At 66.1% G+C, this 26,109-nt stretch carries 23 protein-coding genes and 2 tRNA genes; 13 read left to right on the top strand and 12 right to left on the bottom strand.

Features of this window, described 5'->3' with window-relative positions; all coding sequences use genetic code 11:
• Positions 1 to 31: 31 nt before the first annotated feature.
• Complete coding sequence (locus MasN3_RS11360; protein ID WP_281914170.1) at positions 32 to 2,368, bottom strand: glycoside hydrolase family 2 TIM barrel-domain containing protein; 2,337 nt, start codon at positions 2,366 to 2,368, stop codon at positions 32 to 34.
• A 245-nt stretch (positions 2,369 to 2,613) separates the two neighbouring features.
• Between MasN3_RS11360 and MasN3_RS11355 the strand changes: the two genes are divergently transcribed.
• From MasN3_RS11355 to MasN3_RS11335, 5 genes are all read left to right on the top strand, one after another.
• Positions 2,614 to 3,666 carry a UDP-glucose--hexose-1-phosphate uridylyltransferase gene (locus MasN3_RS11355; protein WP_281914169.1) on the top strand — a complete coding sequence of 351 codons (1,053 nt, stop codon included), beginning with the start codon at positions 2,614 to 2,616 and terminating at the stop codon, positions 3,664 to 3,666.
• A gap of 7 nt (positions 3,667 to 3,673) precedes the next feature.
• Positions 3,674 to 4,837, top strand: coding sequence for a galactokinase (galK, locus tag MasN3_RS11350; RefSeq protein WP_281914167.1), 1,164 nt, complete (start codon positions 3,674 to 3,676; stop codon positions 4,835 to 4,837).
• Complete coding sequence (locus MasN3_RS11345; protein WP_281914166.1) at positions 4,834 to 5,829, top strand: aldo/keto reductase; 996 nt, start codon at positions 4,834 to 4,836, stop codon at positions 5,827 to 5,829. The genes galK and MasN3_RS11345 overlap by 4 nt, the downstream gene beginning before the upstream one ends.
• A gap of 97 nt (positions 5,830 to 5,926) precedes the next feature.
• A complete protein-coding gene (locus MasN3_RS11340; RefSeq protein WP_281914165.1) occupies positions 5,927 to 8,053 on the top strand; it encodes a putative bifunctional diguanylate cyclase/phosphodiesterase in 2,127 nt (708 codons plus the stop codon).
• Positions 8,054 to 8,150: 97 nt separating this feature from the next.
• The gene (locus MasN3_RS11335) at positions 8,151 to 8,513 is read left to right on the top strand and encodes a hypothetical protein (RefSeq protein ID WP_281914164.1); all 363 of its coding nucleotides are present in this window, start codon (positions 8,151 to 8,153) and stop codon (positions 8,511 to 8,513) included.
• Positions 8,514 to 8,756: 243 nt separating this feature from the next.
• Here MasN3_RS11335 and MasN3_RS11330 read toward each other — a convergent pair.
• The 6 genes from MasN3_RS11330 to cysS all read right to left on the bottom strand — a co-directional run bounded on the left by MasN3_RS11330 (position 8,757) and on the right by cysS (position 14,932).
• Positions 8,757 to 8,850 (bottom strand) — tRNA-Ser (locus MasN3_RS11330).
• Positions 8,851 to 8,949: 99 nt separating this feature from the next.
• Positions 8,950 to 10,197: an aspartate kinase gene (locus MasN3_RS11325; protein ID WP_281914162.1), complete on the bottom strand. Its 1,248-nt coding sequence runs from the start codon at positions 10,195 to 10,197 to the stop codon at positions 8,950 to 8,952.
• Between the two features lie 147 nt (positions 10,198 to 10,344).
• Positions 10,345 to 11,766 (bottom strand): tRNA lysidine(34) synthetase TilS, encoded by a 1,422-nt coding sequence (gene tilS, locus MasN3_RS11320; RefSeq protein ID WP_281914486.1) that lies wholly within the window; start codon positions 11,764 to 11,766, stop codon positions 10,345 to 10,347.
• 44 nt (positions 11,767 to 11,810) lie between these two features.
• On the bottom strand, positions 11,811 to 12,788 hold the full coding sequence (locus tag MasN3_RS11315; protein ID WP_227800983.1) for an acetyl-CoA carboxylase carboxyltransferase subunit alpha: 978 nt from the start codon (positions 12,786 to 12,788) through the stop codon (positions 11,811 to 11,813).
• 81 nt (positions 12,789 to 12,869) lie between these two features.
• Positions 12,870 to 13,547 carry a DNA-3-methyladenine glycosylase family protein gene (locus tag MasN3_RS11310; protein WP_281914161.1) on the bottom strand — a complete coding sequence of 226 codons (678 nt, stop codon included), beginning with the start codon at positions 13,545 to 13,547 and terminating at the stop codon, positions 12,870 to 12,872.
• Complete coding sequence (cysS, locus tag MasN3_RS11305) at positions 13,547 to 14,932, bottom strand: cysteine--tRNA ligase (protein ID WP_281914160.1); 1,386 nt, start codon at positions 14,930 to 14,932, stop codon at positions 13,547 to 13,549. Before cysS ends, MasN3_RS11310 begins: the two co-directional genes overlap by 1 nt.
• A gap of 231 nt (positions 14,933 to 15,163) precedes the next feature.
• On the opposite strand from cysS, the gene MasN3_RS11300 reads away from it, so the two are divergent.
• From MasN3_RS11300 to MasN3_RS11290, 3 genes are read left to right on the top strand one after another with little or no spacing between them, the layout of a single operon-like run.
• The gene (locus MasN3_RS11300) at positions 15,164 to 15,820 is read left to right on the top strand and encodes a peptidylprolyl isomerase (protein ID WP_281914158.1); all 657 of its coding nucleotides are present in this window, start codon (positions 15,164 to 15,166) and stop codon (positions 15,818 to 15,820) included.
• Positions 15,821 to 15,870: 50 nt separating this feature from the next.
• Positions 15,871 to 16,362, top strand: a complete 492-nt coding sequence (locus tag MasN3_RS11295; protein ID WP_281914157.1) for a peptidylprolyl isomerase — start codon at positions 15,871 to 15,873, stop codon at positions 16,360 to 16,362.
• Between the two features lie 40 nt (positions 16,363 to 16,402).
• Entirely contained in the window at positions 16,403 to 17,161 is a 759-nt protein-coding gene (locus tag MasN3_RS11290) for a UDP-2,3-diacylglucosamine diphosphatase (protein WP_281914155.1), read from the top strand.
• On the opposite strand, the gene MasN3_RS11285 is transcribed toward MasN3_RS11290, so the two are convergent.
• A complete protein-coding gene (locus MasN3_RS11285; RefSeq protein WP_281914153.1) occupies positions 17,141 to 17,533 on the bottom strand; it encodes a type II TA system antitoxin MqsA family protein in 393 nt (130 codons plus the stop codon). The two genes, MasN3_RS11290 and MasN3_RS11285, sit on opposite strands and share 21 nt — an antisense overlap.
• 203 nt (positions 17,534 to 17,736) lie before the next feature.
• Between MasN3_RS11285 and MasN3_RS11280 the strand changes: the two genes are divergently transcribed.
• The 4 genes from MasN3_RS11280 to MasN3_RS11265 are packed head-to-tail and all read left to right on the top strand — an operon-like array spanning position 17,737 to position 20,774.
• Entirely contained in the window at positions 17,737 to 18,126 is a 390-nt protein-coding gene (locus MasN3_RS11280) for a GntR family transcriptional regulator (protein WP_281914151.1), read from the top strand.
• Complete coding sequence (locus MasN3_RS11275) at positions 18,123 to 18,995, top strand: ABC transporter ATP-binding protein (RefSeq protein ID WP_281914150.1); 873 nt, start codon at positions 18,123 to 18,125, stop codon at positions 18,993 to 18,995. The genes MasN3_RS11280 and MasN3_RS11275 overlap by 4 nt, the downstream gene beginning before the upstream one ends.
• Positions 18,992 to 19,957, top strand: coding sequence for a hypothetical protein (locus MasN3_RS11270; protein WP_281914148.1), 966 nt, complete (start codon positions 18,992 to 18,994; stop codon positions 19,955 to 19,957). The genes MasN3_RS11275 and MasN3_RS11270 overlap by 4 nt, the downstream gene beginning before the upstream one ends.
• Positions 19,958 to 19,961: 4 nt before the next feature.
• On the top strand, positions 19,962 to 20,774 hold the full coding sequence (locus MasN3_RS11265; protein WP_281914147.1) for a hypothetical protein: 813 nt from the start codon (positions 19,962 to 19,964) through the stop codon (positions 20,772 to 20,774).
• Here the strand turns inward: MasN3_RS11265 and MasN3_RS11260 are convergent.
• The 4 genes from MasN3_RS11260 to rnr all read right to left on the bottom strand — a co-directional run bounded on the left by MasN3_RS11260 (position 20,734) and on the right by rnr (position 25,643).
• Positions 20,734 to 21,429 (bottom strand): YceH family protein, encoded by a 696-nt coding sequence (locus tag MasN3_RS11260; protein ID WP_281914146.1) that lies wholly within the window; start codon positions 21,427 to 21,429, stop codon positions 20,734 to 20,736. The genes MasN3_RS11265 and MasN3_RS11260 overlap by 41 nt on opposite strands.
• A gap of 8 nt (positions 21,430 to 21,437) precedes the next feature.
• Complete coding sequence (gene cysE, locus MasN3_RS11255) at positions 21,438 to 22,175, bottom strand: serine O-acetyltransferase (RefSeq protein ID WP_281914145.1); 738 nt, start codon at positions 22,173 to 22,175, stop codon at positions 21,438 to 21,440.
• Between the two features lie 147 nt (positions 22,176 to 22,322).
• Positions 22,323 to 23,066, bottom strand: a complete 744-nt coding sequence (rlmB, locus tag MasN3_RS11250; protein WP_281914143.1) for a 23S rRNA (guanosine(2251)-2'-O)-methyltransferase RlmB — start codon at positions 23,064 to 23,066, stop codon at positions 22,323 to 22,325.
• A 3-nt stretch (positions 23,067 to 23,069) separates the two neighbouring features.
• Positions 23,070 to 25,643: a ribonuclease R gene (gene rnr / locus MasN3_RS11245; RefSeq protein ID WP_281914142.1), complete on the bottom strand. Its 2,574-nt coding sequence runs from the start codon at positions 25,641 to 25,643 to the stop codon at positions 23,070 to 23,072.
• A 323-nt stretch (positions 25,644 to 25,966) separates the two neighbouring features.
• On the opposite strand from rnr, the gene MasN3_RS11240 reads away from it, so the two are divergent.
• A tRNA-Leu gene (locus tag MasN3_RS11240) sits at positions 25,967 to 26,051 on the top strand.
• Positions 26,052 to 26,109 lie beyond the last annotated feature (58 nt).

Here is a 26,109-nt window from a genome sequence, read left to right as displayed (position 1 = left end):
GACACCCCGTTCACGCGCAGCACGCCGGTCTTCATGGCGCGAGAGCGCCGCTCAAGCCACCCGTCCGGGCCGTCAATGACGCCCGTGGCCCCTGGACGCGCACCAGCACGCTGGCGATGCCGGCCTCGGTGGCCACCTGCGCACTGCCGACGATCTCGGTCCCCGGACCGGCGCTGAAGGCCACTTCGCGTCCGCTCACGGGCACGGTGGTGCCGGCGGCGTCGAGCAGGCGGGCGCGTACGAAGACCAGGTCGCCCTTCGCCGCCGGCACGCCCATGTCGTCCAGCGCCAAGGCCAGCCGCACCGGCGCGCCGGGAGTGCGCACGCGGTGCTCGGCCACCACGCGCCCGCTCGAATAGGCGCGCGCCACCAGTTCGCCGGGCGCGAAGCCGCCGGTGTCGAATTCGAGCGGCGGATGCGCCAGGCGCGGGTGCGAAGGCGACGGCCGGCCTTGCTTGCGCCCGACCAGCTTGCCGTTCAGGCGCAGCTCGACTTCCTCGGCGTTGCTGAACACGCGCACCCGCGGCGCGGAATCGGCCTGCCAGTAGCTGGCGATGAAGACCATCGGACCGCCGCCCCAGCGCGGCGAGGCGTCCGCCGCATCGCGCTGCGAGCGGAAGAACTCGGCCGAGAACTTGGGCAGGCGCTCGATGCTGAAAGCCCCCGACTCTTCGAGATCCGGCGCGTAGCCGCGCGCATAGTCGAACATCACCCAGTAGCCGTCCGCGAAGGCCGGGGTAGCGACATTATCGTCGTGGGCCTCGGCCACGTTGCGCGCCTGCTGCGCCAGGCGCGCTTCGCCAGCGCCCAGCGCCTGGCGGCTGGAACGGTCGGCGGGTTTCAGGTCGGCCCAGGCGCCCTGGTTGAAGCCGGCGTTCATCGCGTAGTATTCCCAGTCGCCGTATTCGGACACGATCAGCGGCTTGTTCGGGAGCGCATGCTTGTTGCCAATCCTGTGCTGGCGCGCCTGCAGGTAGATGTCATAGGTCTGCGGCACCCAGCCGGCCGAGAAGGCCTGGTCGCCCGGATATTCGGCATGCACCGTGTCGTGCAGGGCCTGCACCAGCGCGTCCGGCATCCGGCTCTCGTTCAGCGAGCACTCCCAGGCCAGCACGCTCGGGTGGTTGCGGTCGCGCCGGATCATGTCGGCGCAGGTGCGGATCACCTGGCGCGCAAAGGCGGGGTCGGGATTGTGGAACTGCCAGCCCGGGATCGCCGGCAGCACCATCAATCCCAGTTCGTCGGCCGCCGCCATGAAGGCGGGCGACTGCGGATAGTGCGACAGGCGCACGTAGTCGAAGCCGTATTTCTTGATCAGGAGGGCGTCTCGCAGGTCCGCCGCCGCCGACAACGCATAGCCGACGTAGGGATATTCCTGGTGCCGGTTCACGCCGCGCAGGTGAAGCGGCTCGCCATTGAGCAGCAGCTTGCCGCCCTCGAAGGCCAGGCGGCGCACGCCGATGCGGGTCCTCACCAGGTCTTCGCGGCCGGCAGCAAGCACCCGCGTTTCCAGATGGTACAGGTTCGGCGCTTTCGGCGACCACAGCTTCGGCTGGGCGAGCTTCAGCGGGATGCTCACGTGGCGGCGCTCGCCCGCCGCCAGCTGCAGCTGCTGCTCCACCCGGGCCACCTGCCGGCCGCGCCAGGCCAGGGTATGGCGCACGCTCACCGCCTGCGCGCTGTTCGACGTATTCATGATCTCGGCCTGGACCCGCACCACCGCCGCCCTCTTGTCGGCCCGGGGCGTGGTGACGAAGATGCCGCCGCCGCCCGGCGTATCCGACAGCATCGCGTCGGTGACGTGCACCGGCGGCTTGATCGCGAGCGAGACGCCGCGGTAGATGCCGCCGTGCTGGATGTAGTCGAGGTCCTTGAGCGGCTTCGGCCCGGTGATCGGATTGTCCTCGTTATTCGCGCGCACCACCAGTTCGCCCTCGCCGCCCCCGGCCAGGATGTCGGTCACGTCGAAGGCGAACGGCAGGTAGCCGCCCAGGTGCTGGCCCAGGTGCTTGCCGTTCAACCAGACGTCGGCCACGTTCATCACGCCCTCGAAGCGCAGGATGGCGCGTTCGCCGGGACGCAAGTCGAGCTTGATGTGCTTCTTGTAGAACACCGTTCCCTGCCAGGGCGCGGTCGGCACCCGCGGCTCGATGCGCGCCGCATGCGGCAGGTCGACCCGGGTCCAGCCGTCAGCGGGGACCTGCTCGATGCCGGCGGCCCGGCGGCTGTCGTCGCGGTGGAACAGCCAGCCTCCGTTCAGGTCGATGGTTCTGGCCTGGGCGGCCCCGAGCATGGTGAACCACGTCATCAGGGCGGCGCCCGCCAGCTTGCGCAGCAGCCCTGCGCCCGCGGAATCGAAAACAATCATGGCGATGTACGAGAAGCAACAAGAACGGGCTGCCAGTCTAGGCAGACCTCAGCGCGCACCGCAAGCGCTATCGGCCCTGCGCCCGAAACACTCACGCGCTTGAGTTTTTCCTGCAAGCACTCATGAACATGAGCAATTTGCCAAGCATGCGTTCTTGAAAAGGGAAACGCATTACACTTCGCCATCCCGTCGGCAAGCTGCCGACCAGGCATTTCCTTCCTATTTCGAATCGAACGAGGCCATCGATGTTCAACCCCACCGACCATCCTCACCGCCGCTACAACCCGCTCATGGGTGACTGGGTCCTGGTCTCGCCGCACCGCGCCAAGCGCCCGTGGCAGGGCCAGCAGGAAGCCGTCGACCGCGACGCCAAGCCCGCGCACGACCCCAGCTGCTACCTGTGCGCCGGCAATACCCGCGTCAACGGCGAGAAGAATCCCGACTACACCGGCACCTACGTCTTCACCAACGATTTCGCCGCCCTGATGGCCGATACGCCCGAGGCCGCGCCGGGCAGCGACCCGCTGTTCCAGACCATGAGCGCGCGCGGCACCAGCCGCGTCATCTGTTTTTCTCCAGACCACAGCAAGTCGCTGCCGCTGCTCGAACCGGCGGCGATCGAAGGCGTGGTCGACACCTGGTGCGAGCAGGCCGCCGAACTCGGCCGGCAGCACCGCTGGGTGCAGATCTTCGAGAACAAGGGCGCCGTGATGGGCTGCTCCAACCCGCACCCGCACGGCCAGATCTGGGCCACCAGCTTCCTGCCCGACCTGCCGGCTGTCGAGGACCGCCAGCAGCGCGCCTATTTCGCCGAACGGGGCATACCGATGCTGCTCGACTACGTCGAGCGCGAGGCGGCCGATGGCGAGCGCGTGGTGGTCGGCACCGAATACTGGCTGGCGGTGGTTCCCTACTGGGCCAGTTGGCCGTTCGAGACCCTGCTGCTGCCGCGCTTCCCGGTCAAGCGCCTGGAAGAGCTGAGCCGGGAACAGCGCGCCGACCTGGCACAGGTGTTGAAGCGCCTGACGACCCGTTACGACAACCTGTTCCAGACCTCCTTCCCGTATTCGATGGGCTGGCACGGCGCGCCGTATTCCAACGACGACAACGACGACGCCACCCCGTGGCAACTGCACGCGCACTTCTACCCGCCCCTGCTGCGCTCGGCCTCGGTGCGCAAGTTCATGGTCGGCTTCGAGATGCTGGCCGAGACCCAGCGCGACCTGACCCCGGAACAGGCCGCCGCCCAGCTGCGCGCCCAGTCCGAGGTGCACTACCTCCACAACCAGACCACCTGACAGCACGATGAACGCTACTCCGCTGGCCCGCGCGGCCACCGTTTTCCAGGCCGCCTTCGGCCAGGCCCCCTCGCTCCGGGTGCAGGCTCCGGGCCGGGTCAACCTGATCGGCGAACACACCGACTACAACGACGGCCTGGTGCTGCCCTGCGCGATCGACTACCGCACCGTCATCGTGGCGCGCCCGCGCGCCGACCGCCAGGTCAGGGTGGCGGCGGCCGACTACGACGGCGCGCTCGACGCCTATGCGCTGGACGCCCCGATCGAGCGCCTGGACGCCCCGATGTGGGCCAACTACGTGCGCGGCGTGGTCCGCGACCTGGTGCAGCGCGGTCTGCCGATGCAGGGCATGGACCTGGCCATCGCCGGCGACGTGCCGCAGGGCGCCGGCCTGTCCTCCTCGGCCTCGCTGTCGGTGGCGGTCTGCCGGCTGTTCGCCAGCCTGCCCGGCTTCGAGGGGCTAAGCCCGGTCGACATGGCCCTGGTCGCCCAGCGCGCCGAGAACGATTTCGTCGGCACCCGCTGCGGCAACATGGACCAGATCAGTTCCGCCTGCGGCGTGCAGGACCACGCCTTGATGATCGACTGCCGTTCGCTCGAGGTGCAGCCGGTGCCGATTCCGGCGGGCGCCGCCATCATGATCTTCAATTCCCACGTCGCGCGCGGCCTGGTCGACAGCGCCTACAACACGCGCCGCGAACAGTGCGAGGAGGCGGCCCGCCACTTCGGCCTGCCCGCCCTGCGCGACCTCGACCTGGCGACCCTGGAAGCGCGCGCCGCCGAGCTCGACCCGGTGGTGCTGCGCCGCGCGCGCCACGTCGTGACCGAGAACGCGCGCGTGGCCGCGGCGGCGCAGGCCCTGGCCGCGGGCGACCTGGCCCGCATGGGCGAACTGATGGCAGCCTCGCACGCCTCGATGCGCGACGACTTCGAGATCACCGTGCCGCCCATCGACCAGCTGGTCGGCATCGTCAAGTCGGCGATCGGGACGGCCGGCGGGGTGCGCATGACCGGCGGCGGCTTCGGCGGCTGCGTGGTGGCGCTGGTGCCGCACGAACTGGTCGAGGCCGCGCGCGCGGCCGTGGACCAATCGTACACGGCGCCGAACGGCGGCAAGGCGACGATCTACGTCTGTCGCGCCGCCGCCGGCGCCGGCGCGATCGCGGCATGAACTGGGAAGCCGCTCGCGGGCGCTACGGATCGGTCCCGTATCGCCGCTGCGGACGCAGCGGCCTGCGCCTGCCCGCCATCTCGCTCGGCCTGTGGCACAACTTCGGCGCCAGCGACGACCTGCAGCGCCAGCGCGAGATCGTCCGCACCGCCTTCGACCTCGGCATCACCCACTTCGACCTGGCCAACAACTACGGCCCGCCGCCAGGCTCGGCCGAGAGCAACTTCGGGCGCCTGCTCGACCTCGACCTGCGGCCCTACCGCGACGAGATCGTGGTCAGCACCAAGGCCGGCTACACCATGTGGCCGGGGCCGTATGGCGACTGGGGCAGCCGCAAGTACCTGGTCGCCAGCCTCGACCAGAGTTTGAAGCGCATGGGACTCGACTACGTCGACGTGTTCTACCACCACCGGCCCGACCCGGGCACGCCGCTCGAAGAGACCATGGCGGCGCTCGACTACATCGTGCGCAGCGGCCGCGCGCTGTATGCCGGCATCTCGAACTATTCCGGCGAACAGACGCGCCAGGCGGCGGCGGAACTGCGCCGGCTGGGCACGCCCTGCATCCTCAACCAGTCGCGCTACAGCATGTTCGTGCGCCAGGTCGAGACGGACCTGCTGCCGGTGCTGGCCGGGGAAGGCATCGGCGCGGTCGCTTTTTCTCCGCTGGCGCAGGGCCTGCTCACCGACCGCTACCTGGACGGCCGGCTGCCGCCCGACTCGCGCGCGGCCGGCGGCGCGGGTTTCCTGCGCAGGGAACACCTGACCCGCGAGCGGCTGGAGATCGCGCAGGCGCTGAACGACTTCGCCCGGCAGCGCGGCCAGTCGCTGGCACAACTGGCGCTGCGCTGGGTGCTGCGCCAGCCGGCGGTCACGTCGGCGCTGATCGGCGCCAGCAGGCCGGCCCAGGTCATCGAAGCGGTCGAGGCGGCCCGCATGCCGGCACTGGACCCGGCCGACGCCGGGGCGATCGAGACGCTGCTGGCCGCTTGACGGCGCGGGCGCCGGCCACCCGTGCGGCGCTGTCATGGCACACGCGTGCCGTGCTACCATCGCGCGTAAGTACGCTCACTCCAGTCCAGCCGTCATCATGGTTTCCAGTACCGCCGCCGATCTCCAGCGCCGGCTCGACGACCTGCTCGAGCACCTGCCGGCGGGCGTCGTCGTGCATGGCGTCGACGGCCGCATCCTGCACGCCAACCGTCTCGCCTGCGAGCTGACCGGACGCAGCCTGGCGCAGTTGCACGGCACGCGGTCCGACGGCGAGGCCTGGCAATTGCTCTGTGCCGACGGCAGCCTCATGCAAGCAGAGCAGTTTCCCGTCAATGCGGTGCTGCGCACCGGCTGCCAGCTGTCCCAGCAGGTCATCGGCATCCGCGACGCCGAAGGCGATCCGGTACGCTGGGTGATCTGCAATGCCTATCCCGAACGGGACGACCAGGGCCGCCTGTGCCGGGTGGTCGTGTGCTTCACCGACTGCACCGCGCTGAAGGAGGCCGAGCAAAGCCTGCAGAAGTCCGAGGAGCGGCTGCGCCTTGTCCTACTGGGCTCGACCGATGCCTACTGGGATTACGATCTGGTGGAGAACGAAGTCCATTATTCCCAGCGCTGGTGGACCATGCTCGGCTACCAGCCCGAGGAACTCGGCTGCCATGCGGACCTGTGGCTGGAGCTGATGCATCCCGACGACCGGCCCGAGCTGCAGCGCTTCTGGAAAGACCTGCTTGAGGGCAATCGCGAAACCTATAGCGTCGAGTGGCGCCTGCGCCATCGCGACGGCCATTACCTGCCGGTGCTGTCGCGCGGCTTCGTTACGCGCGACCCCAAGGGCCGGGCGCTGCGCGTGTCCGGCACCAATACCGACCTCACCGAGCGCAAGCAAGCCGAGCAGCGCATCTACGAGCTGGCCAATTTCGACCACCTCACCGGCCTGCCAAACCGGCGCCTCTTGACCGAAGAGCTCGACAAGGCGCTGGCGCGCAGCCAGCGCTCGGGCTGTTTCGGGGCCGTGATCTTCCTCGACCTGGACAATTTCAAGCTGCTCAACGACACCATGGGCCATGACTTCGGCGACATGCTGCTGCGCCAGGTGGCCGAACGCCTGCGCCACACGGTGCGCCACTGCGACCAGCTGGCGCGCCTGGGCGGCGACGAATTCGTGCTGGTGCTGGAAGAGCTGGCCGAGGGAGCCCAGGAGGCGGTCGCGGAAGCCCGGCACGTCGTGGAAAAACTGCAGCACGCCCTGGACCAGCCCTATTACCTGGACGGCAGGCTGTTCCTGAGCACGCCGAGCATGGGCGTCGCGCTGTTCGACGGCGGCGCGACCGACATCGAGACCCTGCTAAAGCAGGCCGACCTGGCCATGTACCGCGCCAAGTCGGAGGGACGCAATACCGCACGCTTCTTTGACCCCGGCATGCAGGCCGCGGCCGAGCACCAGGCGGCGCTCGAGCACGCCCTGCGCGAAGGCCTGTCGGCGCACCAGTTCATGCTGTATTGCCAGCCGCAGTTCTCCAGCGGCGGCCGCCTGGTCGGCGCCGAGGTGCTGGTGCGCTGGCGCCGCGCCGATGGCGAGCTGCTGGTTCCCGACGATTTCATCGGTGTAGCGGAATCATCGGGCCTGATCCTGCCGCTGGGCCAGTACGTGCTGGCGGAAAGCTGCCGGGCCCTGGCGCGCTGGCGTGCCGACCACACCCTCGGCAAGCTCGAGCTGGCAGTCAACATCAGCGCGCACCAGCTGCACAGTGCCGATTTCGCCGGGCGCGTCGCCGACACCCTGCTCGAGTCCGGCGCACCGCCGGACAAGCTGTGCCTGGAGCTGACCGAAAGCGTCCTGGCGCACAACGTCGCCGACGTAATCGAACGCATGCGCGCGCTGTGCAAGCAGGGCGTGCATTTTTCGCTGGACGATTTCGGCACCGGCTACTCCTCGCTCGCCTACCTGAAGCGCTTCCCCTTGAGCGCGCTGAAGATCGACCGCTCCTTCGTGCACGACGTGCATCTCGACCCGGATGCCGCGCCGATCGTCGAGGCCATCATCGCCCTGGCCCGCAAGCTCAAACTCGACATCGTGGCCGAGGGGGTGGAGCACGAGGCCCAGCGCAGCTTCCTGGTCGATGGCGGCTGCGGCACGCTGCAGGGCTACCTGCTGGGTCGGCCCGTGCCCATCTGGGAGTTCGAGCGGACATACAGCAGCGCCGGCATCGGGCATGCCTGAGCCGTCGGCGCGCTTCTGCACCTGCCCGGAGCAATGATTGGAGGAATGAGCTCGATAGAATCAACTCGTCAGCTGCGTGCTCTTGCAGCAGTTCCCAGTGATCGACGAGGAACGTAGGGTATCGAGGCAACGCCCCGCCACCCTGCAGTGCGCCCTCCCCCGCGGTCCGGCAAGCATCAAGACAGGCCGATCTGCGCCCAGCCACGCGCGCCAGCGCCGCGCGTTCGCGATCATGGCCGCCCCGCTCCTGATCGTGCTCATTCTCATGTCCGGCATGGCCAGGGCAGTGGCGATCGCCGCCGCCCGGAAGCTCGACGGCAGCAAGGAGGGCATTACGGCGGTGAGGTCGCGCATGATGCTGCCGCTGATCGATTCGCGTGTGCTACTGCACAAGGCGACGTCGATCGCGACGCCGGAGTCGTTTGGGTATGTGCCGGGGGCGTCGCCGTGTCCGTGCTAGCCTCATTTGGCGACGGTAGCTGGGAGCTTGTCGCCAACCTGAAGTGGTGGAGGACCCGAGCTGCGCTCGCGGGGCGCCCGCCTTGCGGGCGCAAAGTGGCGATTCGCCTGCGTTCCGCAGGCCGCCGCGCCGCCTGCAGGCGGACGCGCTTCGAATCCCACGCGGAAAGCGCGCAGGCGCTTTCCTCGCCTCCTGAGTTACAAAAGAGAAAGCCACCTTGCGGTGGCTTTCTCTTTTGTAACTTGGCGGAGGCGGTGGGATTCGAACCCACGATACAGGTTTAAGCCCATATGCTTCCTTAGCAGGGAAGTGCCTTCGGCCACTCGGCCACGCCTCCAATCAGTTCCGACTTGTGTGTCAGTCAGCGCTGAGTGCACGCATCTTAAGGGCTGGTGCTCGTTGCGTCAAGGACGCACGCCCAAAATTTTGAAAATTGTTAAGCTTGCTCGAGGTTAAAAGCTTTGTGCAGGGCGCGCACGGCGAGTTCCATGTATTTCTCGTCGATCAGCACCGAGATCTTGATCTCCGAAGTCGAGATCATCATGATGTTGATGCCCTCTTCCGACAGCGTGCGGAACATCTGCGAGGCCACGCCGACGTGGCTGCGCATGCCGACGCCCACGGCCGACACCTTCGATACTTTCGCGTCGCCCAGGATCTTGGCCGCGCCCAGCGCCTCGCGCTGCGCTTCCAGCACGCCCATCGCCTTCGCGTAGTCGCCGCGCGAGACGGTGAAGGTGAAATCGGTCTTGCCGTCCACCGACTGGTTCTGGATGATCATGTCCACTTCGACATTTGCCTCGGCGATCGGGCCGAGGATGTGGAAGGCGACGCCCGGCTTGTCCGGCACGCCCAGGACGGTGATCTTGGCTTCATCGCGATTGAAGGCGATACCGGAGATGACGGCTTGTTCCATATTGCTTTCTTCCTCAAACGAAATCAGGGTACCGGACGTCGCTTCTTCGTCCAGCGGCATCAGGGGATCGGTCAGCGACGACAGCACGCGCGTCGGGACCTGGTAGTTACCTGCGAACTCGACCGAACGCGTCTGCAGCACTTTCGAGCCCAGCGAGGCCAGCTCGAGCATTTCCTCGAAGGTGATCTTGTTCAGGCGGCGCGCCTCATGCACCACGCGCGGGTCGGTCGTGTAGACCCCGTCGACGTCGGTGTAGATCAGGCATTCGTCGGCCTTCAGCGCGGCGGCGATCGCCACTGCCGAGGTATCCGAACCGCCGCGGCCCAGCGTCGAGATGTTGCCATCTTCGTCCATGCCCTGGAAACCCGTGATGATGACGATCTTGCCGGCCTCGAGGTCGCCACGCACGCGGCTGTCGTCGATCGACTGGATGCGCGCCTTGGTGAACGAGGAGTCGGTGCGGATGCCCGCCTGCCAGCCGGTGTAGGAGACGGCGTCCTTGCCGATGGCCAGCAGCGCCATCGCCAGCAGGCCGACCGATACCTGCTCGCCGGTCGAGGCTATCATGTCCAGTTCGCGCGGGTCCGGTTGCGGCATGATTTCCTTGGCCAGCGCAATCAGACGGTTGGTTTCACCCGACATCGCGGAGGGCACCACGACGATCTGGTGGCCGGCATCATGCCACTTCGCCACACGGGCCGCGACATTCTTGATACGGTCCGTCGAGCCCATCGACGTCCCGCCATATTTGTGGACAATTAAAGCCATATCAGGAAGGGTTCCAGCTTGTTGAAAGATCAAAAGGGGACCCTTACTCTAGCATGCTGCAGTGCAGTATCACAAGACGGTCTAGCGAAAAAGCTATACGAAAACAAAATAAAGTAATACCGTTTTCGTATAGAAACAAAAACAAGTCTAGACAGCTTGCGGCACCCAGCGCAGCGCGATGCGCTCGCCTTGCCCTGCGGCCAGGTGACGGCAATCCATGCCGATGCCGGCGGCAAACAGCAGTTCGCGCCCGGCCCACACGAGTGGCGCACGCTCGCGCTCCCAGCTTGGCACGCCCAGCGCCTGGTAGTGCGCCTTCAGTCCACGGGTGGGACGGTTGGCGGCGGGCTTGAGACGTTCGCCGCCCTGGCGGAAGTCGATGGTGAGGAGCTGGCCGCGCAGCCAGGTCGGATCGAAGCCCTCGGGCGTCACGTCTTGCGCGACCCGGTCTTGCGCGACCCGGTCTTGCGCGACCCGGTCTTGCGCGACCCGGTCAAAGTGGAGCGCGCCGCCGTAGGCGGGAAAGTCCAGCGATGCTTGCCCGTTCCAGCGGAACTGCTCGCCCTCCTTGACCAGCACGCCGATATCGTCGGGGTCGCGCATCCCCGCCAGGTCCGGCAATTTCGGGGTGATGTAGAGCTTGCCGCGGTGGCGGCGGATATGGCAGCCCGGATGCGTCACTTTCAGCTGCGCATCCTCGCGCGCCGAGAACAGCTGCGACACCATCTCGGCCAACCAGGCGGTCGAGGGCATCGCCAGACCACGCGCATGGAACAGGTGGCGCAGCATGTTGTCGGCACGCTCGCGGCTGAGCTTTTGCACGCGGGCCAGGTCGACCGCCTCGCCATCGAGGCAGGCGGCCAGATCCTGCTCGGCGACCTCATCGAGGATGCGCTGGGCCGCCTGCACGTGGGCCGCGCCACGCGCGAGCCTGGCCTGGTAACCGGGGAAGCTGGCCGCCAGCGCCGGCATCACGCCATGGCGCAGGGCATTGCGGGCATAGCGCGGATCGCTGTTCGATTCGTCCTCGACCCACGCCAGGCCTTTGGCCTGCGCATACGCTTCGAGCTGGGCGCGCGCCAGCGGCAGCAGCGGGCGCGCCATGACGAGTTGCGGGTCGCCGAGCAGGCCGGGCGCGCGATTCGCCGCATCCATGCCCGATAGCCCGGCTGGGCCGGCGCCGCGCAGCAGCTGGAGCAGGACGGTCTCGGCCTGGTCGTCGAGGTGGTGGGCGGTGAGCAGGAGCGGCACGCCGTGGGCGACGCACATCTCGCCGAGCGCGCGGTAGCGCAGCTTGCGCGCGGCTGCCTCGGTGCCCTCCTTGCCCTTGACGACCTCGACGCGGCGGACATCGAAAGCGATGCCGAGCGCGGCGCAGGCGTGCGCGCAATGCGCCAGCCAGGCGTCGGCATTCGGGCTCAGCCCGTGATGGACGTGGAAGGCATGCAGGACGACGCCCTGCTCCGCCGCCCAGGCGTGCGCCAGCCGCAGCAAGGCCATCGAATCGAGGCCGCCGCTGCAGGCCACGGCCATGGAAGTCGGGGAATACGTGTCACGCAGGCCGTGCATGGCCTGCGCAAAGACCGCCGGGACGGATCCGGCCTTGGTGGAACTCACTCTTCGCGCGGCAGCGTTTCCTTGAACTTGCCGTAAGCCATCAGCTTTGCGTGACGGGCTTCGAGCAGGTCCTTGGTCTTCATGCCCTGGAACTGGCGCAGGGTGTCGGCCAGCGCGCGCTTGAGCAGCTGGGCCATCTGCTTCGGATCGCGGTGGGCGCCGCCCAGCGGCTCGTTGACGATCTTGTCGATCAGGCCGATGGCCTTGAGGCGGTGCGCGGTCAGACCCAGGGCGTCGGCGGCATCGCTGGCGCGTTCCGAGGTCTTCCACAGGATCGAGGCGCAGCCTTCCGGCGAAATCACCGAGTAGGTCGAGTATTGCAGCATCAGCACCGCGTCGCCCACCGCAATTGCCAGCGCGCCGCCCGAGCCGCCTTCGCCGATGATGGTGGCGATCAGCGGCACTTTCAGTTCGGCCATGACGTACAGGTTGTGGCCGATCGCTTCCGACTGGCCGCGCTCTTCGGCGTCGATGCCCGGGAAGGCGCCCGGGGTGTCCACGAAGGTGAAGATCGGCAGGCCGAATTTCTCCGCCAGCTTCATCAGGCGCATGGCCTTGCGGTAGCCTTCCGGACGCGGCATACCGAAGTTGCGCATCGCGCGCTCCTTGGTGTCGCGGCCCTTCTGGTGGCCGATGACCATGCAGGCCTGGCCGTTGAAGCGGGCCAGGCCGCCGATGATCGACTGGTCGTCTGCAAAGCTACGGTCGCCGTGCAGTTCGTGGAAATCGGTGAAGATCGCGTTCACGTAGTCCATCGTGTATGGACGCTGCGGATGACGGGCGATCTGCGACACCTGCCATGGGGTCAGCTTGGCGTAGATGTCCTTGGTGAGCTGCTGGCTCTTCTTGGCCAGGCGGTCGATCTCCTCGGAGATGTCGACGGCGGAATCGTCTTGCACGAAACGCAGCTCTTCAATCTTGGAATCCAGCTCGGCGATCGGCTGCTCAAAATTGAGGAAAGTTGTTTTAGTCATTGTACCTCCGGATTATTTCGTGGCCGCAGCGTTTCCGTTCGCGCAGCATGCACCGGGCCTCGTGGGCCCTTGTTGTGGGCGTTATTCTACCGTACCCGACCCGGATACCGGATCGAGACTACGCCATAAATACCAGGTTGCCACCGTACGCCAGGGCTCCCAGTTCGCCGCCACTTCGCGCGCATCGCTGCGAGAAACAGGTTCGCCAGAGAAATAATTCTGGCTGATTCCCTGGATCAGGCCGGGATCGTCGAGCGGCAGCACGTTTGGACGGAGCAGATTAAATATCAAAAACATCTCCGCTGTCCAGCGGCTGATGCCGCGGATCTGGACCAGTTCGGCGATGACGGCCTCGTCGTCCATCTGCGACCACAGGTCGGCATGGACGCGCTTGGCCTTGAAACTGTCGGCCAGGTCGAGGATGTATTCGGTCTTGCGCTTGGACAGTCCGCAGCCGGCCAGCTCGACGGCGCCGGCCTTGAGCACCTGGCTCGGGGACAGCTTCGGGCAGGTCGCCAGCAACCTGGCCCAGGCCGCGTCGGCCGCCTTCGGCGTCACCTGCTGGCCCACGATCGAACGTGCCAGCGTGGTGAAGGGGTCGGGCTGGCCGCGCAGGTGCAGGTCGCCGATCTGGGGGATCAGCTTGGCCATGATGCGGTCGCGCGCGATCAGCGCGGCCTTCGCTTCCGCCCAGTAGATCGGGACGGCGAGCTCTCCCTGCGGCTCCATGGCCGCGGACTTGTCCTTGTCGGCGGCCATTATGCGCGGCGCCAGGTCGTCGTTCCGTCCGGCTTGTCTTCCAGGATGATCCCGGCGGCAGTCAGTTCGGCGCGGATGGCGTCCGCTTCGGCAAAATTGCGGGCTTTCTTGGCGGCGGCGCGGCGCGCGATGGCGTCGTCAACCGACGCGTCCCCGCCCTCGCTGCCGCCTTGCAGGAAGGCTTGCGGCGCGCGTTCGAGGATGCCCAGCACGCCCCCCAATGCCTTGAGCTGGCGCGCGGCCTCCAGCGACTTGCTGCGGTTGACTTCGTTGGCCAGGTCGAACAGCTCGGCCACGGCCAGCGGGGTGTTGAAATCGTCGTTCATCGCTTCGCGGAAACGCACCGCATGGGCTTCGTCCCAGTCCACGGCCGGGGTCTCGCCATCGATGTCGACGGCCGACAGCGCGGTGTACAGGCGGGTCAGCGCCCCCTTGGCGTCGTCGATGTGGGCATCCGAATAATTCAGCGGGCTGCGGTAGTGGGCGCGCAGGATGAAGAAGCGGATGACTTCGGCGTCGTACTTCTTGAGCACGTCGCGGATGGTGAAGAAATTGCCCAGCGACTTGGACATCTTCTCGTTATCCACGCGCACGAAGCCGTTGTGGATCCAGTAGTTGACCATGTTGCCGCCGAACGCGCCTTCGGATTGGGCGATCTCGTTCTCGTGGTGCGGGAACTGCAGGTCGGCGCCGCCGCCGTGGATGTCGAAATGCTGGCCCAGGGTGGCGCAGGACATGGCCGAGCACTCGATGTGCCAGCCCGGGCGGCCCTTGCCCCACTTGGAGTCCCATTTGGCCTCGGCCGGTTCGCTTTCCTTGGCGGCCTTCCAGAGCACGAAGTCGAGCGGATCGCGCTTGCCGCTGTTGACGTCGACGCGCTCGCCGGCGCGCAGGTCGTCGAGCGACTTGCCGGACAGCTTGCCGTAGCCTTCGAAGCCGCGCACGGCGTAGTTGACGTCGCCGTCCTCGCTACGGTAGGCCAGGCCCTTGCTTTCCAACTGCTCGATGATCGACAGCATCTGCGGCACGTACTCGGTGGCGCGCGGCACCACCGTCGGCGGCAGCATGCCCAGCGCGCCGATGTCCTCGTCCATGTACTTCACGTTGCGTTCGACCAGCTGCTTGATGCTCTCGCCGTTCTCGACCGCGCGCTTGATGATCTTGTCGTCGATGTCGGTGATGTTGCGGACGTACTTGACCTCGTAGCCGGAGGCCATCAGCCAGCGGTAGATCACGTCGAAAGCCATCATCATCCGCGCGTGACCGATGTGGCAGTAGTCGTACACGGTCATGCCGCACACATACATGCCGACCTTGCCGGCTTCCATCGGGACAAATACCTGCTTGTCACGCGCGAGCGTGTTGTAAATCTTAAGTTGGCTCATGGGTGTGTTCTGGTAAGGGAGAGGATCGGAGCGAATTCGTAGCACATGCATGCTGCGGCGCGCCGGGATCGTCTGTACCCTCGGGTGTTGTTCTTCTTTGATAGAATGGGACGTTCTGCGCAAAGTATAGCATTGTTAAAATCCCGGCTGGCCGCATATGGTTCAGCTTTATTTTTCGGGAAAAGACTTGACACCGCATTGCGCGGTATCCATCAGAGGAGAGCCCAGACAATGACCACCGCCTTCCGCCGTTCGCTGCTCAAGGGCATTGCCCTGGGCGCCGGCGCCCTGCTGCTGTCCGGCGCCGCCCTGGGCGCGCCGCAAGAAACCGCCACCGACGACGCCGCCGAAGCGCCCGCCGCGCCGGTCGTCAAGGGGCCGCAGGTCTCGATCAAGACCACGATGGGCGACATCGTCGTCCAGCTCGACGAGGAACGGGCGCCCAGGACGGTGGCCAACTTCATGCAGTACGTGAAGCAGGGATTCTACAAGGGCACCATCTTTCACCGCGTGATCGACGGCTTCATGATCCAGGGCGGCGGCATGAACGAGAAGTTCGAGGGCCGCAAGACCAACAAGCCGGTCAAGAACGAATCGAACAACGGCCTGTCGAACCAGCCGTACACCATTTCGATGGCGCGCGAAGACCATCCGGACTCGGCCACCTCCCAGTTCTTCATCAACGTCGCCGACAATTCCGGCATCGACTATCCGTTCTACAAGGGTTCCGGCTACACCGTCTTCGGCAAGGTCGTGCGGGGGCAGGAAGTCGTGGACAAGATCAAGGGCGTGATGGTGGACGACGTGCGCGGCATGCAGAATGTGCCGGTGACGCCGATCTTCATTAAGTCGGTAAGCGTGCTCAAGGGCGACAAGCTTGTAAAATAGCGGATGTGCAATCTCGCATTTTCAACAATAACCAAGGAAGAGGACATCAGATGACCAGCGTTCGCATGACCACCAACATGGGCAACATCACCGTCGAACTGGACGCCGACAAGGCCCCGAAGACCGTTGCCAACTTTATCGACTACGTCAACAAGGGTCATTTCACCAACACGATCTTCCACCGCGTGATCAAGGACTTCATGATCCAGGGCGGCGGCTTCGAACCGGGCATGAAGCAGAAAGCCACCATTGCTACCGTCGAGAACGAAGCCAAGAACGGCCTGAAGAACGACAAGTACACCATCGCCATGGCCCGCACCTCCGCGCCGCACTCGGCATCGGCCCAGTTCTTCATCAACACCAAGGACAACGCCTTCCTGAATTACCCGGGCCAGGACGGCTGGGGCTATGCCGTGTTCGGCAAGGTCACCGAAGGCCAGGACATCGTCGACCAGATCAACGGCGTGAAGACCACCCGCAGCGGCATGCACGCGGACGTGCCGGTCGATCCGGTCGTCATCGAGAAGGTCGAAGTCATCTGATGCGGCACGTGCGCCGGGGCCTGCACCACCCGTCAGTCCAATGACCATGCCCGGGCGCACGTTCGCCCTGTTCGTCTCCGACCTGCACCTGCAGGCCTCGCATCCACGCACGGCCGACGCCTTTTTCGACTTCCTGGCCGGGCGCGCGATCCACGCCGAGCGGCTCTACCTGCTCGGCGACATCTTCGAATACTGGGCCGGCGACGACGATCTCGCCGAGCCGTTCCACCAGCGGGTGGTCCAGGCCATCCGCGCCGTGAGCGAGGCCGGCACCGCCGTCTACTGGCTGGCCGGCAACCGCGACTTCCTGGTCGGGCCGGGCTTCGCCGAAGCGGCGGGCCTGAGCCTGCTGGAAGAGCCGCACGTAATCACGCAAGGCGGCAAGCGCATCGCCCTGGTCCATGGCGACGCCCAGTGCACCGCCGACCTCAAATACATGGCGTTCCGCGCCCAGGTGCGCGACCGCGAATGGCAGCAGCAGTTCCTCGGCATGCCGCTGGCCCAACGCAAGACCATCATCGCCGGGCTGCGCGAAGGCAGCCGCGAGGCGCAGGCCGGCAAATCCTACGAGATCATGGATGTGACGCCCTCGAGCGTGGAGGCGCTGTTCGACGCGGCGCAGGCCTCGGTCATCATCCATGGCCACACGCACCGGCCGGCCGTGCATGAGACCGGCGGCAGGCTGCGCTACGTGTTGCCCGACTGGGAGCTGGACGCCCAGCCGCGGCGTGGCGGCTGGATCGCGCTGTCACACGACGGTACCCTGACGCGCCACGATTTACCGGACTTCATCGAGTAGTTCAGGGTGCTTGCCCAGCAAGCGCAGCAACTTCACCAGCGCCACCGGCGCATGCGCCTCGCCCGATTCGAAGCGCGCAAAATCCCCCGCCTCGCTTCCAAACAGCGCATCCGCCTTCTGCCGGGTCAGCCCCAGTTGCTTGCGCATCGCCCGGATGGTCTTGAGCTCCTGCGCATCCACCTGCTTGCGGAAGGCCGCGACCAGTTTGCCATAATGCTCGTGCTCACCCTGCGCGAACATGACTTCCTTGCAGCCCGCGCAATGCTCGACGACGACGTCCGGAATCGTCGTGCTCTGCCCCTTGTAGGTGTAGTGCATTTCCCTGATCGCATGCGTCAGCGGCGAGACGCCGCAGTTCGGGCATGTCAGCATCCTTCCCTCCTTCCTTGATCGTCCACCATCCTACCAAAGTGGCGCGATGCGCCGCGCCCGCATATTTGTTCAATATGCATGTTTACATTTGCCAAGTCGCTGTTATACTTCACTACAACACCACTTCAACACATCACCCAATCAGCATACTCTCGGGAGAAACCCCATGAACCATGCAGCGCCACAACCACGGAGGACTGGACATGACAGTCGGCTGGAATGACAACACACCCATTTACCGCCAGCTCAAGGAGCGGGTGGTGGGCATGATGCTCGACGGCATATTGAAAGCCGGCGATGCCCTGCCCTCGGTCCGCCAGATCGCGGCCGAATATCAACTCAATCCGATCACCGTCTCCAAGGCCTATCAGGAGCTGGTCGACGACAACCTGGTGGAAAAACGAAGGGGAATTGGCATGTACGTCACCGAAGGAGCAAGCGAAAAACTGCTGGCCACCGAACGCGAGCGCTTCATCCGCGAGGAATGGCCGGCCATGGTCGAACGCATCCGCCGCCTGGGCCTGAACGTGGAACAGCTGCTACGCGCCAGCAACCCGGGCGACCCGGGACTTGCCCCGGGAGCGTCGGCATGAGCGCCGTCATCGCAGCACGCGGCCTGACCAAACGTTACGGCAAGCGGACCGCCGTCGACGGCATCGATTTCGACATCCCCGCCGGCCGCATCGTCGGCCTGATCGGCCCCAACGGCTCGGGCAAGACCACCACGCTCAAGGCGGCGCTGGGCCTGATCCCCTTCGACGGCCAGTTGTCGGTGCTGGGCTTCGACCCGCGCACCCAGCGCGACGACCTGATGAAGGAAGTCTGCTTCATCGCCGACGTCGCCATCCTGCCGCGCTGGCTGCGGGTGAAGGATGCGATCGACTTCGTGGCCGGCGTGCATCCGCGCTTCGATCGCAAGAAGGCCGAGCGCTACATCGCGCATACCAAGCTCAGGCCGACCATGAAGGTCAAGGAAATGTCGAAGGGCATGATCGTCCAGCTGCACCTTGCACTGGTGATGGCCATCGACGCCAAGCTGCTGGTCCTGGATGAACCGACGCTGGGCCTGGACATCATGTACCGCAAGCAGTTTTACCAGAACCTGCTGGAAGACTACTTCGACGAGCAGAAGACCATCGTCATCACCACCCACCAGGTGGAAGAGGTCGAGCACATCCTCACCGACCTGATGTTCATCCGCGAGGGCAAGATCGTGCTGTCCGCCTCGATGGAAGAAATCGGCGAGCGCTACACCGAAGTGATGGTCCCGGCCGACAAGCTCAATGCCGCCAATGCCCTGGCCCCGCTCGACAAGCGCACCGTGTTCGGCAAGTCGGTGATGCTGTTCGATGCAAACGCGCCGGGCGGCGTGTCGCGCGCCCAGCTCGCCCAGCTCGGCGAGACCCGCAATCCCAGCGTTGCCGACCTGTTCGTGGCAACCATGAAAGGAACCTACGCATGAAAACGATGAAATGGCTGCTCCGGCGCGAGTTCTGGGAGCACAAGGGCGCCTTCTTCTGGACCCCGGTCGCGGTGGCCGCGGCCATGCTCCTGCTGGTGGGCGGCGGCTTCATGTACGCCATGGCCTTCGGCGGCAGCGAAACCATCCAGATCAACGGCCACAACGTCGTGTCGATCCAGGGCGTCCCGCCGGCGCTGCGCTACCAGATCGCGCACGTCGCGGCGTCGAGCTACCTGGGCCTGGCGGCGCCCCTGTTCATCGTGCTGGCGGTGGTGGTGTTCTTCTACTGCCTGGCCGCCCTGCACGACGAACGCCGCGACCGCAGCATCCTGTTCTGGAAGTCGCTGCCGCTGTCGGACCGCGACACCGTGCTGTCGAAGGCGGCCACCGCGCTGCTCGTGGCGCCCTTGACCACGATCGCCATCGGCGTGGTGACCGGCCTGGCACTGCTGGTGCTCGGCATGATCAGCGCCGCCGGCAAGGGCATCAACCTGTTCGCACCGGTCTTGACGGAACCGAACCTGTATCTCGGCCCCCTGTACCTGCTGGCCTTCCTGCCGCTGTACGTCATCTGGGCGCTGCCGACCGTCGGCTGGCTGCTGATGGTGTCGAGCTGGGCGCGCTCCAAGGTCTTTCTGTGGGCGGTCGGCACGCCGCTGGTCGTGGCCCTGCTGCTGAAGTGGTTCAACGTCATCGTCGGCCACGTGTCGAACTCGGTCATCGACGTCGACTGGTTCTTCCAGGAAGTGGTGGTGCGCGGCCTGGCCGGCCTGGTGCCGGGGATCTGGCTGTCGCGCGGCGACATCGCGACCATCAACCAGCAGTATGGCCTGGACCCGACTACCCTGCTGAGCCTGTCGTACTCCACGCTGGGCCACCCGAGCACCTGGATCGCCGCCGCCATCGGCGCCGCGATGATCTACGCCGCGATGCGCCTGCGCCGCTGGCGCGACGAGGGCTGAACCCGTGCGCGCCCTGACAGCGATCGCACTCGGCGCCCTGCTCCTGTGCGGCAGCGCCGCCGCACAGGACAAGCCGGTCCGCGAACTCGAGCCTGTGCATGTGAACGCCATGCGCAATCCGGAAGTGCGCAAGTACAAGGTCATCCTGGCCGGCCTGGACGCGTTCGAGCGGCACCGGCAGCTGGCACCAGGGGCGCAGCAGCTGCATTTCCGGCTGCGCCCGCAGGGGAAGGACGAGTCGGCGCAGGCGCTGGCGGTCCGCCTGGTGGGCGACGGCGGTTTCAACATGCCGCTCACGATCGACGCCGACCGGCGTTTCGTGGTGCCGCGCGTTGATGCCGCCGAGGACGCGGAAAGCGAGCTGGAACTAAACCGCAAGCGCCGCGCCTACCGCACCGACCCGGATATCCGCACGCCGGGCATCCCCGCCAACCAGCGCCGTCTGGGCGACCTGCGGCTGGAGTGCAAGGTGACGGTGGCGATGGCCAAGGCGGAGATCCCGACCTTCTGGGTGATGACCATCAACACCATCCTGCTGCGCACCGACTGGTGCAACTTCTTCGGCGACCCCGAGGACTTTCGGTGGGAGAACGTGAGCAAGAAGGCGCATTTCCCGTTCCGCAGTGACCAGCCGCTTCTAGGGGCGGTACTGGTCGACGGGAACCGCTCGGCGAAACTGGAAGTCAAGGGCCATACTTTCCAGGTGCCGATCGGGAACGCCAGCTGGAGCGACGACGCGCTGGTCGAGCTGACGTTCGCGCAGCCGCCCGAACCGGCTACTGGAACTGCTGGCGAAACGCCTCGAACTGCGCCTTGAGTTCCTCGAGTTCGCCGCGCAATGCGGCGACTTCCTGTTCCAGCTGGCCGACGCGGCTGGCGCCGCCTCCGCCGAGGCCGGCGCCGGCAGCGGGCGGCTCGTAGGCCGCCAGCTCGCCGCCCAGCAGGTGGCCGTAGCGCGGCTCCTTGGTGCCCGCGGCGCGGTCGAGTTTGGCGACCAGCGGCGGGTATTTATCGATCAGGAACTGCAGCACGGCCTCGACATCCGGCACGCTCTTGAACTCGAACAGGCGGCCGGTGCGGGTGCGGATCTCGCCGGCGGTCTGCAGGCCGCGCAGCATCAGGATGCTGAGGACCGCCACCTTGTCCTGCTCCAGGGTCCACTTGATGCGCATGCGGTGTTCGTACTTCACCACGCGCGCGCCGGCCTGCGAGATGGCGCTGACCAGCTTCTTCTCGATCAGGCGCTGCAGGGTATCCTGGACCATCTCGTCGGTCAGCTGCATGATCGGATCGCGGCTCGACAGCTGGTTGCAGCCGTTGACGATGGCGTTCACCGACATCGGGTAGTTATCGGGCGTCAGCGCCTCTTTTTCGGCCAGTACCGCGAGCACGCGGATTTCCATCGGGTCAAGTACGGCAGCATTCGCGGCGCCGGCCGTATTCTCGGGCGTGCCCGTCGTTTCATTCGTCATGCGTTTCCTCAGTCCACCAGTCGGTTCAGTTGTGCCGAATCGAGTTTATCACCCTCGGCCAGCTTCGGACAGCACAGGCCGGCATCAACCATGGTGTTGGTGAGGCGCTCGATCTGCTCGTCCTGGCGGGCGACGTGATCGATCAGGCCGCGCAGGGCCTTCGACAAGGGGTCGTCGCCGTTGGGCGTGACGCCGTAGGCCGCGAACAGGTGGGCGCTGCGCGACTGGTCTTCCTTGCGGATGATGTGGGCCGGGTTGCCGACCGCCGTGGCGCCCGCGGGCACCGGCTTGATGACCACGGCATTGGAGCCGACCTTGGCGTATTCGCCGACCGTGAAGGCGCCCAGCACCTGGGCGCCGGCGCCGACGATCACGCCGCGCTCGAGCGTCGGGTGGCGCTTGGTGCCGGCCACCAGGGTGGTGCCGCCCAGGGTGACGCCCTGGTAGATGGTGCAGTCGTCGCCGACCACGGCGGTTTCACCGATGACCACGCCGAAGCCGTGGTCGATGAAGACCCGGCGGCCGATGGTGGCGCCCGGATGGATCTCGATGCCGGTGATGATGCGGGCGAGGTAGGAGATGAAGCGGCCGATCCACTTCAGGCCCAGCTTCCAGCAGGCATGCGCCCAACTGTGCATGATCACGGCGTGCAGGCCGGGATAGCAGGTCAGGACTTCCCAGCCGTTGCGGGCGGCCGGGTCGCGCTGGATGATGCTCTGGATATCGTCGCGTAATTTGGAAAACATAATAAGGAAATTCGCAAACCAGTGCGGATGGTAGCGCATGTTGCGGGGGTTTGCTTGGAGCTTGCGGGAAAGCTTGCGCTGCGGGTTGCGCAAAGAAATCGAGGGAACAATGCCGGCGGCATTGCTCCCTCAGGATGGGTGAAACACTCAGGCTTCGCGTGCGATGCGCTGGCGGCGCGCCTCGTACAGGCACACGCCCGAGGCGACCGACACGTTCAGGCTCTCGACCGAGCCGAACATCGGAATGTTGACCAGGAGGTCGCAGGTCTCGCGCGTCAGGCGGCGCATGCCCTCGCCTTCGGACCCCATCACCAGCGCGGTCGGGCCGCTGAAGTCGGCTTCGTACAGGCCCTTGTCGGCGTCGTCCGAGGTGCCGATCAGCCAGATGCCGCGGTCCTTCAGCTCGCGCATGGTGCGCGCCAGGTTGGTCACCGTGATGTAGGGCACGGTCTCGGCCGCGCCGCTCGCCACTTTCGCCGCGGTGGCGTTCAGGCCGACCGCGCGGTCTTTCGGGACGATCACGGCGTGCGCGCCGACGCCGTCGGCCACGCGCAGGCAGGCGCCCAGGTTGTGCGGGTCGGTGATGCCGTCGAGGATCAGGAGCAGCGGCGGACCCTCGATCGCATCGAGCAGCTCGTCCAGGTTGCGCGCCAGCGCCAGCTGGCTGGCAAAGGCGATCACGCCCTGGTGGCGGCGGGTGCCGGTGATCTTGTCGAGACGCGCGGCGTCGACTGGCATGACGCGCACGCCGGCCTCTTTCGCGCTGGCGATCAAGGCCTTCATGCGGGCATCGTTGCGCTCGGCATCGACGAAGATCTCTTCCACCGACTGGGCCTCGTGGCGCAGCCGCGAGGTCACCGCGTGGAACCCGAATAACATTTTATTTTTCATGTATTACTGTTTCTTCCTGCTAGTTTTGGCAGCGGGGGTCTTGGCCACCGCTTTGGTTTTTGGCGCGCCGGGCTTGGCGGCGCGCTTCGTGGGCGTCTTGGACGCGGTTTTGCTTGCGGTCTTGCCGGCAGTCTTGGCCGATGGCTTGCGGGCGCTGCGCGGCGGCGGCACGAAGACCACGTCTTCGTCCTTGTCCTCCTCTTGCGCTGCCTCGGTGCTGGTGGCGCGCGACGGCTCCGTCGGCGCCTCGGCCTGGGCTTTCGCCTTGCGCTTCTTCGGCGGCTTCGGCTCCAGGGCCTCGACCGCGGCCTGGCGCGCACGCTCGAGCGGCGCCGGGATGCTCTCTTGCGCGCCGGCCTGGGCCAGCACCAGGTCGATCTTCCTCGCCTCGAGGTCGACCTTCGCCACCTTGACGGTCACCTTGCTGGTCAGCTTGTACACCTGGCCGCTGCGCTCGCCGCGCAGTTCGTGGCGCGCCTCGTCGTACTGGAAGTAGTCGGTGCCCAGCCCGCTGATGTGCACCAGGCCCTCGACGTAGAGCTGGTCAAGCGTGACGAAGATGCCGAACGGGGTCACGCCGGAGACGGTGCCGGTGAAGTCCTCGCCCAGCTTGTCTTGCATGAAGTAGCACTTCAGCCAGTTCTCGACGTCGCGCGAGGCTTCGTCGGCGCGGCGCTCGTTGGCCGAGCAGTGCACGCCCAGCGCGTCCCAGATGGTCAGGTCCTTCTCGTTCTTGGCCTTGCCTTCCGCCTTGTCCTTGGCGGCCTGCTTGCGCGCCGAATTCGACAGCGTCGTGTTCAGGCCGGCCAGGTCGATGCCCTTCGGCTCGTACTTCTTGCCTTGCAGGATGGCCTTGATCGCGCGGTGGGTCAGCAGGTCCGGGTAGCGGCGGATCGGGCTGGTGAAGTGGGCATAGGCTTCGTACGCCAGGCCGAAGTGGCCGACGTTGTCCGGGCTGTAGACCGCCTGCTGCATCGAGCGCAGCAGCATGGTCTGCAGCAGGGCCGCATCCGGGCGCTCCTTGATTCTCTGCATGACCTCGGCGTAGTCGCGCGCCGTGGGCGAAGTGCCCCCGCCCAGGTTCAGGCCTACCAGCTTCAGGAAGGTGCGCAGCTGCAGCAGCTTTTCCTCGGTCGGCACCGCGTGGACGCGGAAGGTGCCGGGGTGCTTGTGGCGGATCAGGAGGTCGGCCGCGCACACGTTGGCGGCCAGCATGCACTCTTCGATGAGGCGGTGCGCATCGTTGCGGGTGCGCGGGATGATCTTTTCGATCTTGCCCACCGCATTGCAGACGATGTAGGTCTCGGTGGTCTCGAAGTCGATCGCACCGCGTTCCTGGCGCGCCTTGAGCAGCGCGCGGAACACCTCGTTCAGGTGCAGCAGGTGCGGCACGATGCCTGGCCTGCGCTGCGCTTCCGGGCCACCCGTGTTGCCAAGGATCTCGGCAACCTCGTTGTAGGTCAGGCGCGCAGCCGAGTGCATCACGGCCGGGTAGAACTGGTAGGCGGTGACTTCGCCGTCCTCGGTGACGACCATGTCGCACACCAGGGTGCAGCGGTCCACCGCCGGGTTCAGCGAGCACAGGCCGTTGGACAGCTTCTCGGGCAGCATCGGGATCACGCGGCGCGGGAAATAGACCGAGGTGCTGCGCTCGATCGCATCGGTATCGAGCGCGTCGTTCGGCCTGACGTAGTGGCTGACGTCGGCGATCGCCACCAGGAGGCGGTAGCCCTTGGTACGGCCGATCTTGACAGGTTCGCAGTAGACCGCGTCGTCGAAGTCGCGCGCGTCTTCGCCGTCGATGGTCACCAGGGGCACGTCGCGCAGGTCGACGCGGTTGGCCAGGTCGGCATCCACCACTTCGTTGGGCAGGCGGTTGGCCTGCTTCAGCGCGGCCGGCGAGAACACGTGCGGCACGCCGAACTTGCGCACCGCGATTTCGATTTCCATGCCCGGGTCGTCCAGCTCGCCGAGCACCTCGACGATCCTGCCGGTGGGCTGCTGGAAGCGCGATGGCTGCTCGATCAGCTCGACGCTGACCACCTGCCCGGCCTTGGCCTTGCCCGGGCCGCCCGCGACCAGCACGTCCTGGCTGATGCGCACGTCTTCCGGCGACACGATCCAGACCCCGCCTTCGTTCAGCAGGCGGCCGATCAGGTGGGTGTTGGCGCGCTCGACCACTTCGACGATGGTCCCTTCCGGGCGCCCGCGGCGGTCGGTGCCGGTGACGCGTGCGCGCACGCGGTCGCCGTTGAGCACCTTGTTCATTTCCTTATCGTTCAGGAACAGGTCGTCGCCGCCCTCATCCGGAATGACGAAGCCGTAGCCGTCGCGGTGGGCGCTGACGCGGCCGGTAACGAAACCGGACTGGTCGGCCAACACATAGGTGCCGCTCGCGTCGGCACGGATCTGGCCGTCGCGCTCCATGGCGTTCAGCCGGCGGCCGAGGACTTCCTGGGCGGCGGGCTTGACCTTCAGGCTGCGCGCCAGATCGCTCGCGGCGAGCGGGCCCTTGGCACTGCGAAAGACGGCGAGGATTTCCTCGCGGCTAGGAATGGTATGGGTAGGTTGCTTCAAATCGTTTTCTTATTTCTCTTGATAGCGGCGCTGCCGGTGCAGCTGCCCGGGAATGATGAATACCTTGACAGGCGTAGTGTAAGGGATTGCCTAGCGATTCGCCTAACATGTGCAGCGAAGCGTGCTCGAAGTCTCCCGATGAAAACCTTGCTTTGGGCTTTTGACTTTTGAAATCCTTCCGCTATAATCTCGGTCTCTTCAGCAACGCAGCTCGCTGCAGCAGGAGAAAAACAGTAGCGGCAGAGGCGTTTCACACTGCGACCAACGAAAGTTGATCTGGCGAAAAATGACAAAGCCTGCTATTGTAGCAGAGTTAGTTCAGTGCCCACGTGGCGGAATTGGTAGACGCGCATGGTTCAGGTCCATGTGCCGCGAGGTGTGGGGGTTCGAGTCCCTCCGTGGGCACCATAGAATTCCGTAGAAGTATGCAGTATCGTAGGCCCGGCGGGGTAATTCGGACTAATGG

Source organism: Massilia varians, from assembly GCF_027923905.1.
GTDB lineage: Bacteria > Pseudomonadota > Gammaproteobacteria > Burkholderiales > Burkholderiaceae_D > Telluria > Telluria varians_B.
The sequence above is the reverse complement of the archived record's forward strand: the minus strand, read 5'-3'. Positions and strand labels throughout refer to the sequence as shown.

Coding starts and splice junctions, on each gene's coding strand:
- MasN3_RS11290 (WP_281914155.1), top strand. CDS start 16,403: ATGACCATGCCCGGGCGCACGTTCGCCCTGTTCGTCTCCGACCTGCAC.
- MasN3_RS11275 (WP_281914150.1), top strand. CDS start 18,123: ATGAGCGCCGTCATCGCAGCACGCGGCCTGACCAAACGTTACGGCAAG.
- MasN3_RS11295 (WP_281914157.1), top strand. CDS start 15,871: ATGACCAGCGTTCGCATGACCACCAACATGGGCAACATCACCGTCGAA.
- MasN3_RS11345 (WP_281914166.1), top strand. CDS start 4,834: ATGAACTGGGAAGCCGCTCGCGGGCGCTACGGATCGGTCCCGTATCGC.
- MasN3_RS11285 (WP_281914153.1), bottom strand. CDS start 17,533: ATGCTGACATGCCCGAACTGCGGCGTCTCGCCGCTGACGCATGCGATC.
- MasN3_RS11340 (WP_281914165.1), top strand. CDS start 5,927: ATGGTTTCCAGTACCGCCGCCGATCTCCAGCGCCGGCTCGACGACCTG.
- MasN3_RS11270 (WP_281914148.1), top strand. CDS start 18,992: ATGAAAACGATGAAATGGCTGCTCCGGCGCGAGTTCTGGGAGCACAAG.
- galK (WP_281914167.1), top strand. CDS start 3,674: ATGAACGCTACTCCGCTGGCCCGCGCGGCCACCGTTTTCCAGGCCGCC.
- MasN3_RS11315 (WP_227800983.1), bottom strand. CDS start 12,788: ATGACTAAAACAACTTTCCTCAATTTTGAGCAGCCGATCGCCGAGCTG.
- tilS (WP_281914486.1), bottom strand. CDS start 11,766: ATGCACGGCCTGCGTGACACGTATTCCCCGACTTCCATGGCCGTGGCC.
- rlmB (WP_281914143.1), bottom strand. CDS start 23,066: ATGAAAAATAAAATGTTATTCGGGTTCCACGCGGTGACCTCGCGGCTG.
- MasN3_RS11325 (WP_281914162.1), bottom strand. CDS start 10,197: ATGGCTTTAATTGTCCACAAATATGGCGGGACGTCGATGGGCTCGACG.
- MasN3_RS11360 (WP_281914170.1), bottom strand. CDS start 2,368: ATGATTGTTTTCGATTCCGCGGGCGCAGGGCTGCTGCGCAAGCTGGCG.
- cysE (WP_281914145.1), bottom strand. CDS start 22,175: ATGTTTTCCAAATTACGCGACGATATCCAGAGCATCATCCAGCGCGAC.
- MasN3_RS11300 (WP_281914158.1), top strand. CDS start 15,164: ATGACCACCGCCTTCCGCCGTTCGCTGCTCAAGGGCATTGCCCTGGGC.
- cysS (WP_281914160.1), bottom strand. CDS start 14,932: ATGAGCCAACTTAAGATTTACAACACGCTCGCGCGTGACAAGCAGGTA.
- MasN3_RS11280 (WP_281914151.1), top strand. CDS start 17,737: ATGACAGTCGGCTGGAATGACAACACACCCATTTACCGCCAGCTCAAG.
- MasN3_RS11260 (WP_281914146.1), bottom strand. CDS start 21,429: ATGACGAATGAAACGACGGGCACGCCCGAGAATACGGCCGGCGCCGCG.
- MasN3_RS11355 (WP_281914169.1), top strand. CDS start 2,614: ATGTTCAACCCCACCGACCATCCTCACCGCCGCTACAACCCGCTCATG.
- MasN3_RS11310 (WP_281914161.1), bottom strand. CDS start 13,547: ATGGCCGCCGACAAGGACAAGTCCGCGGCCATGGAGCCGCAGGGAGAG.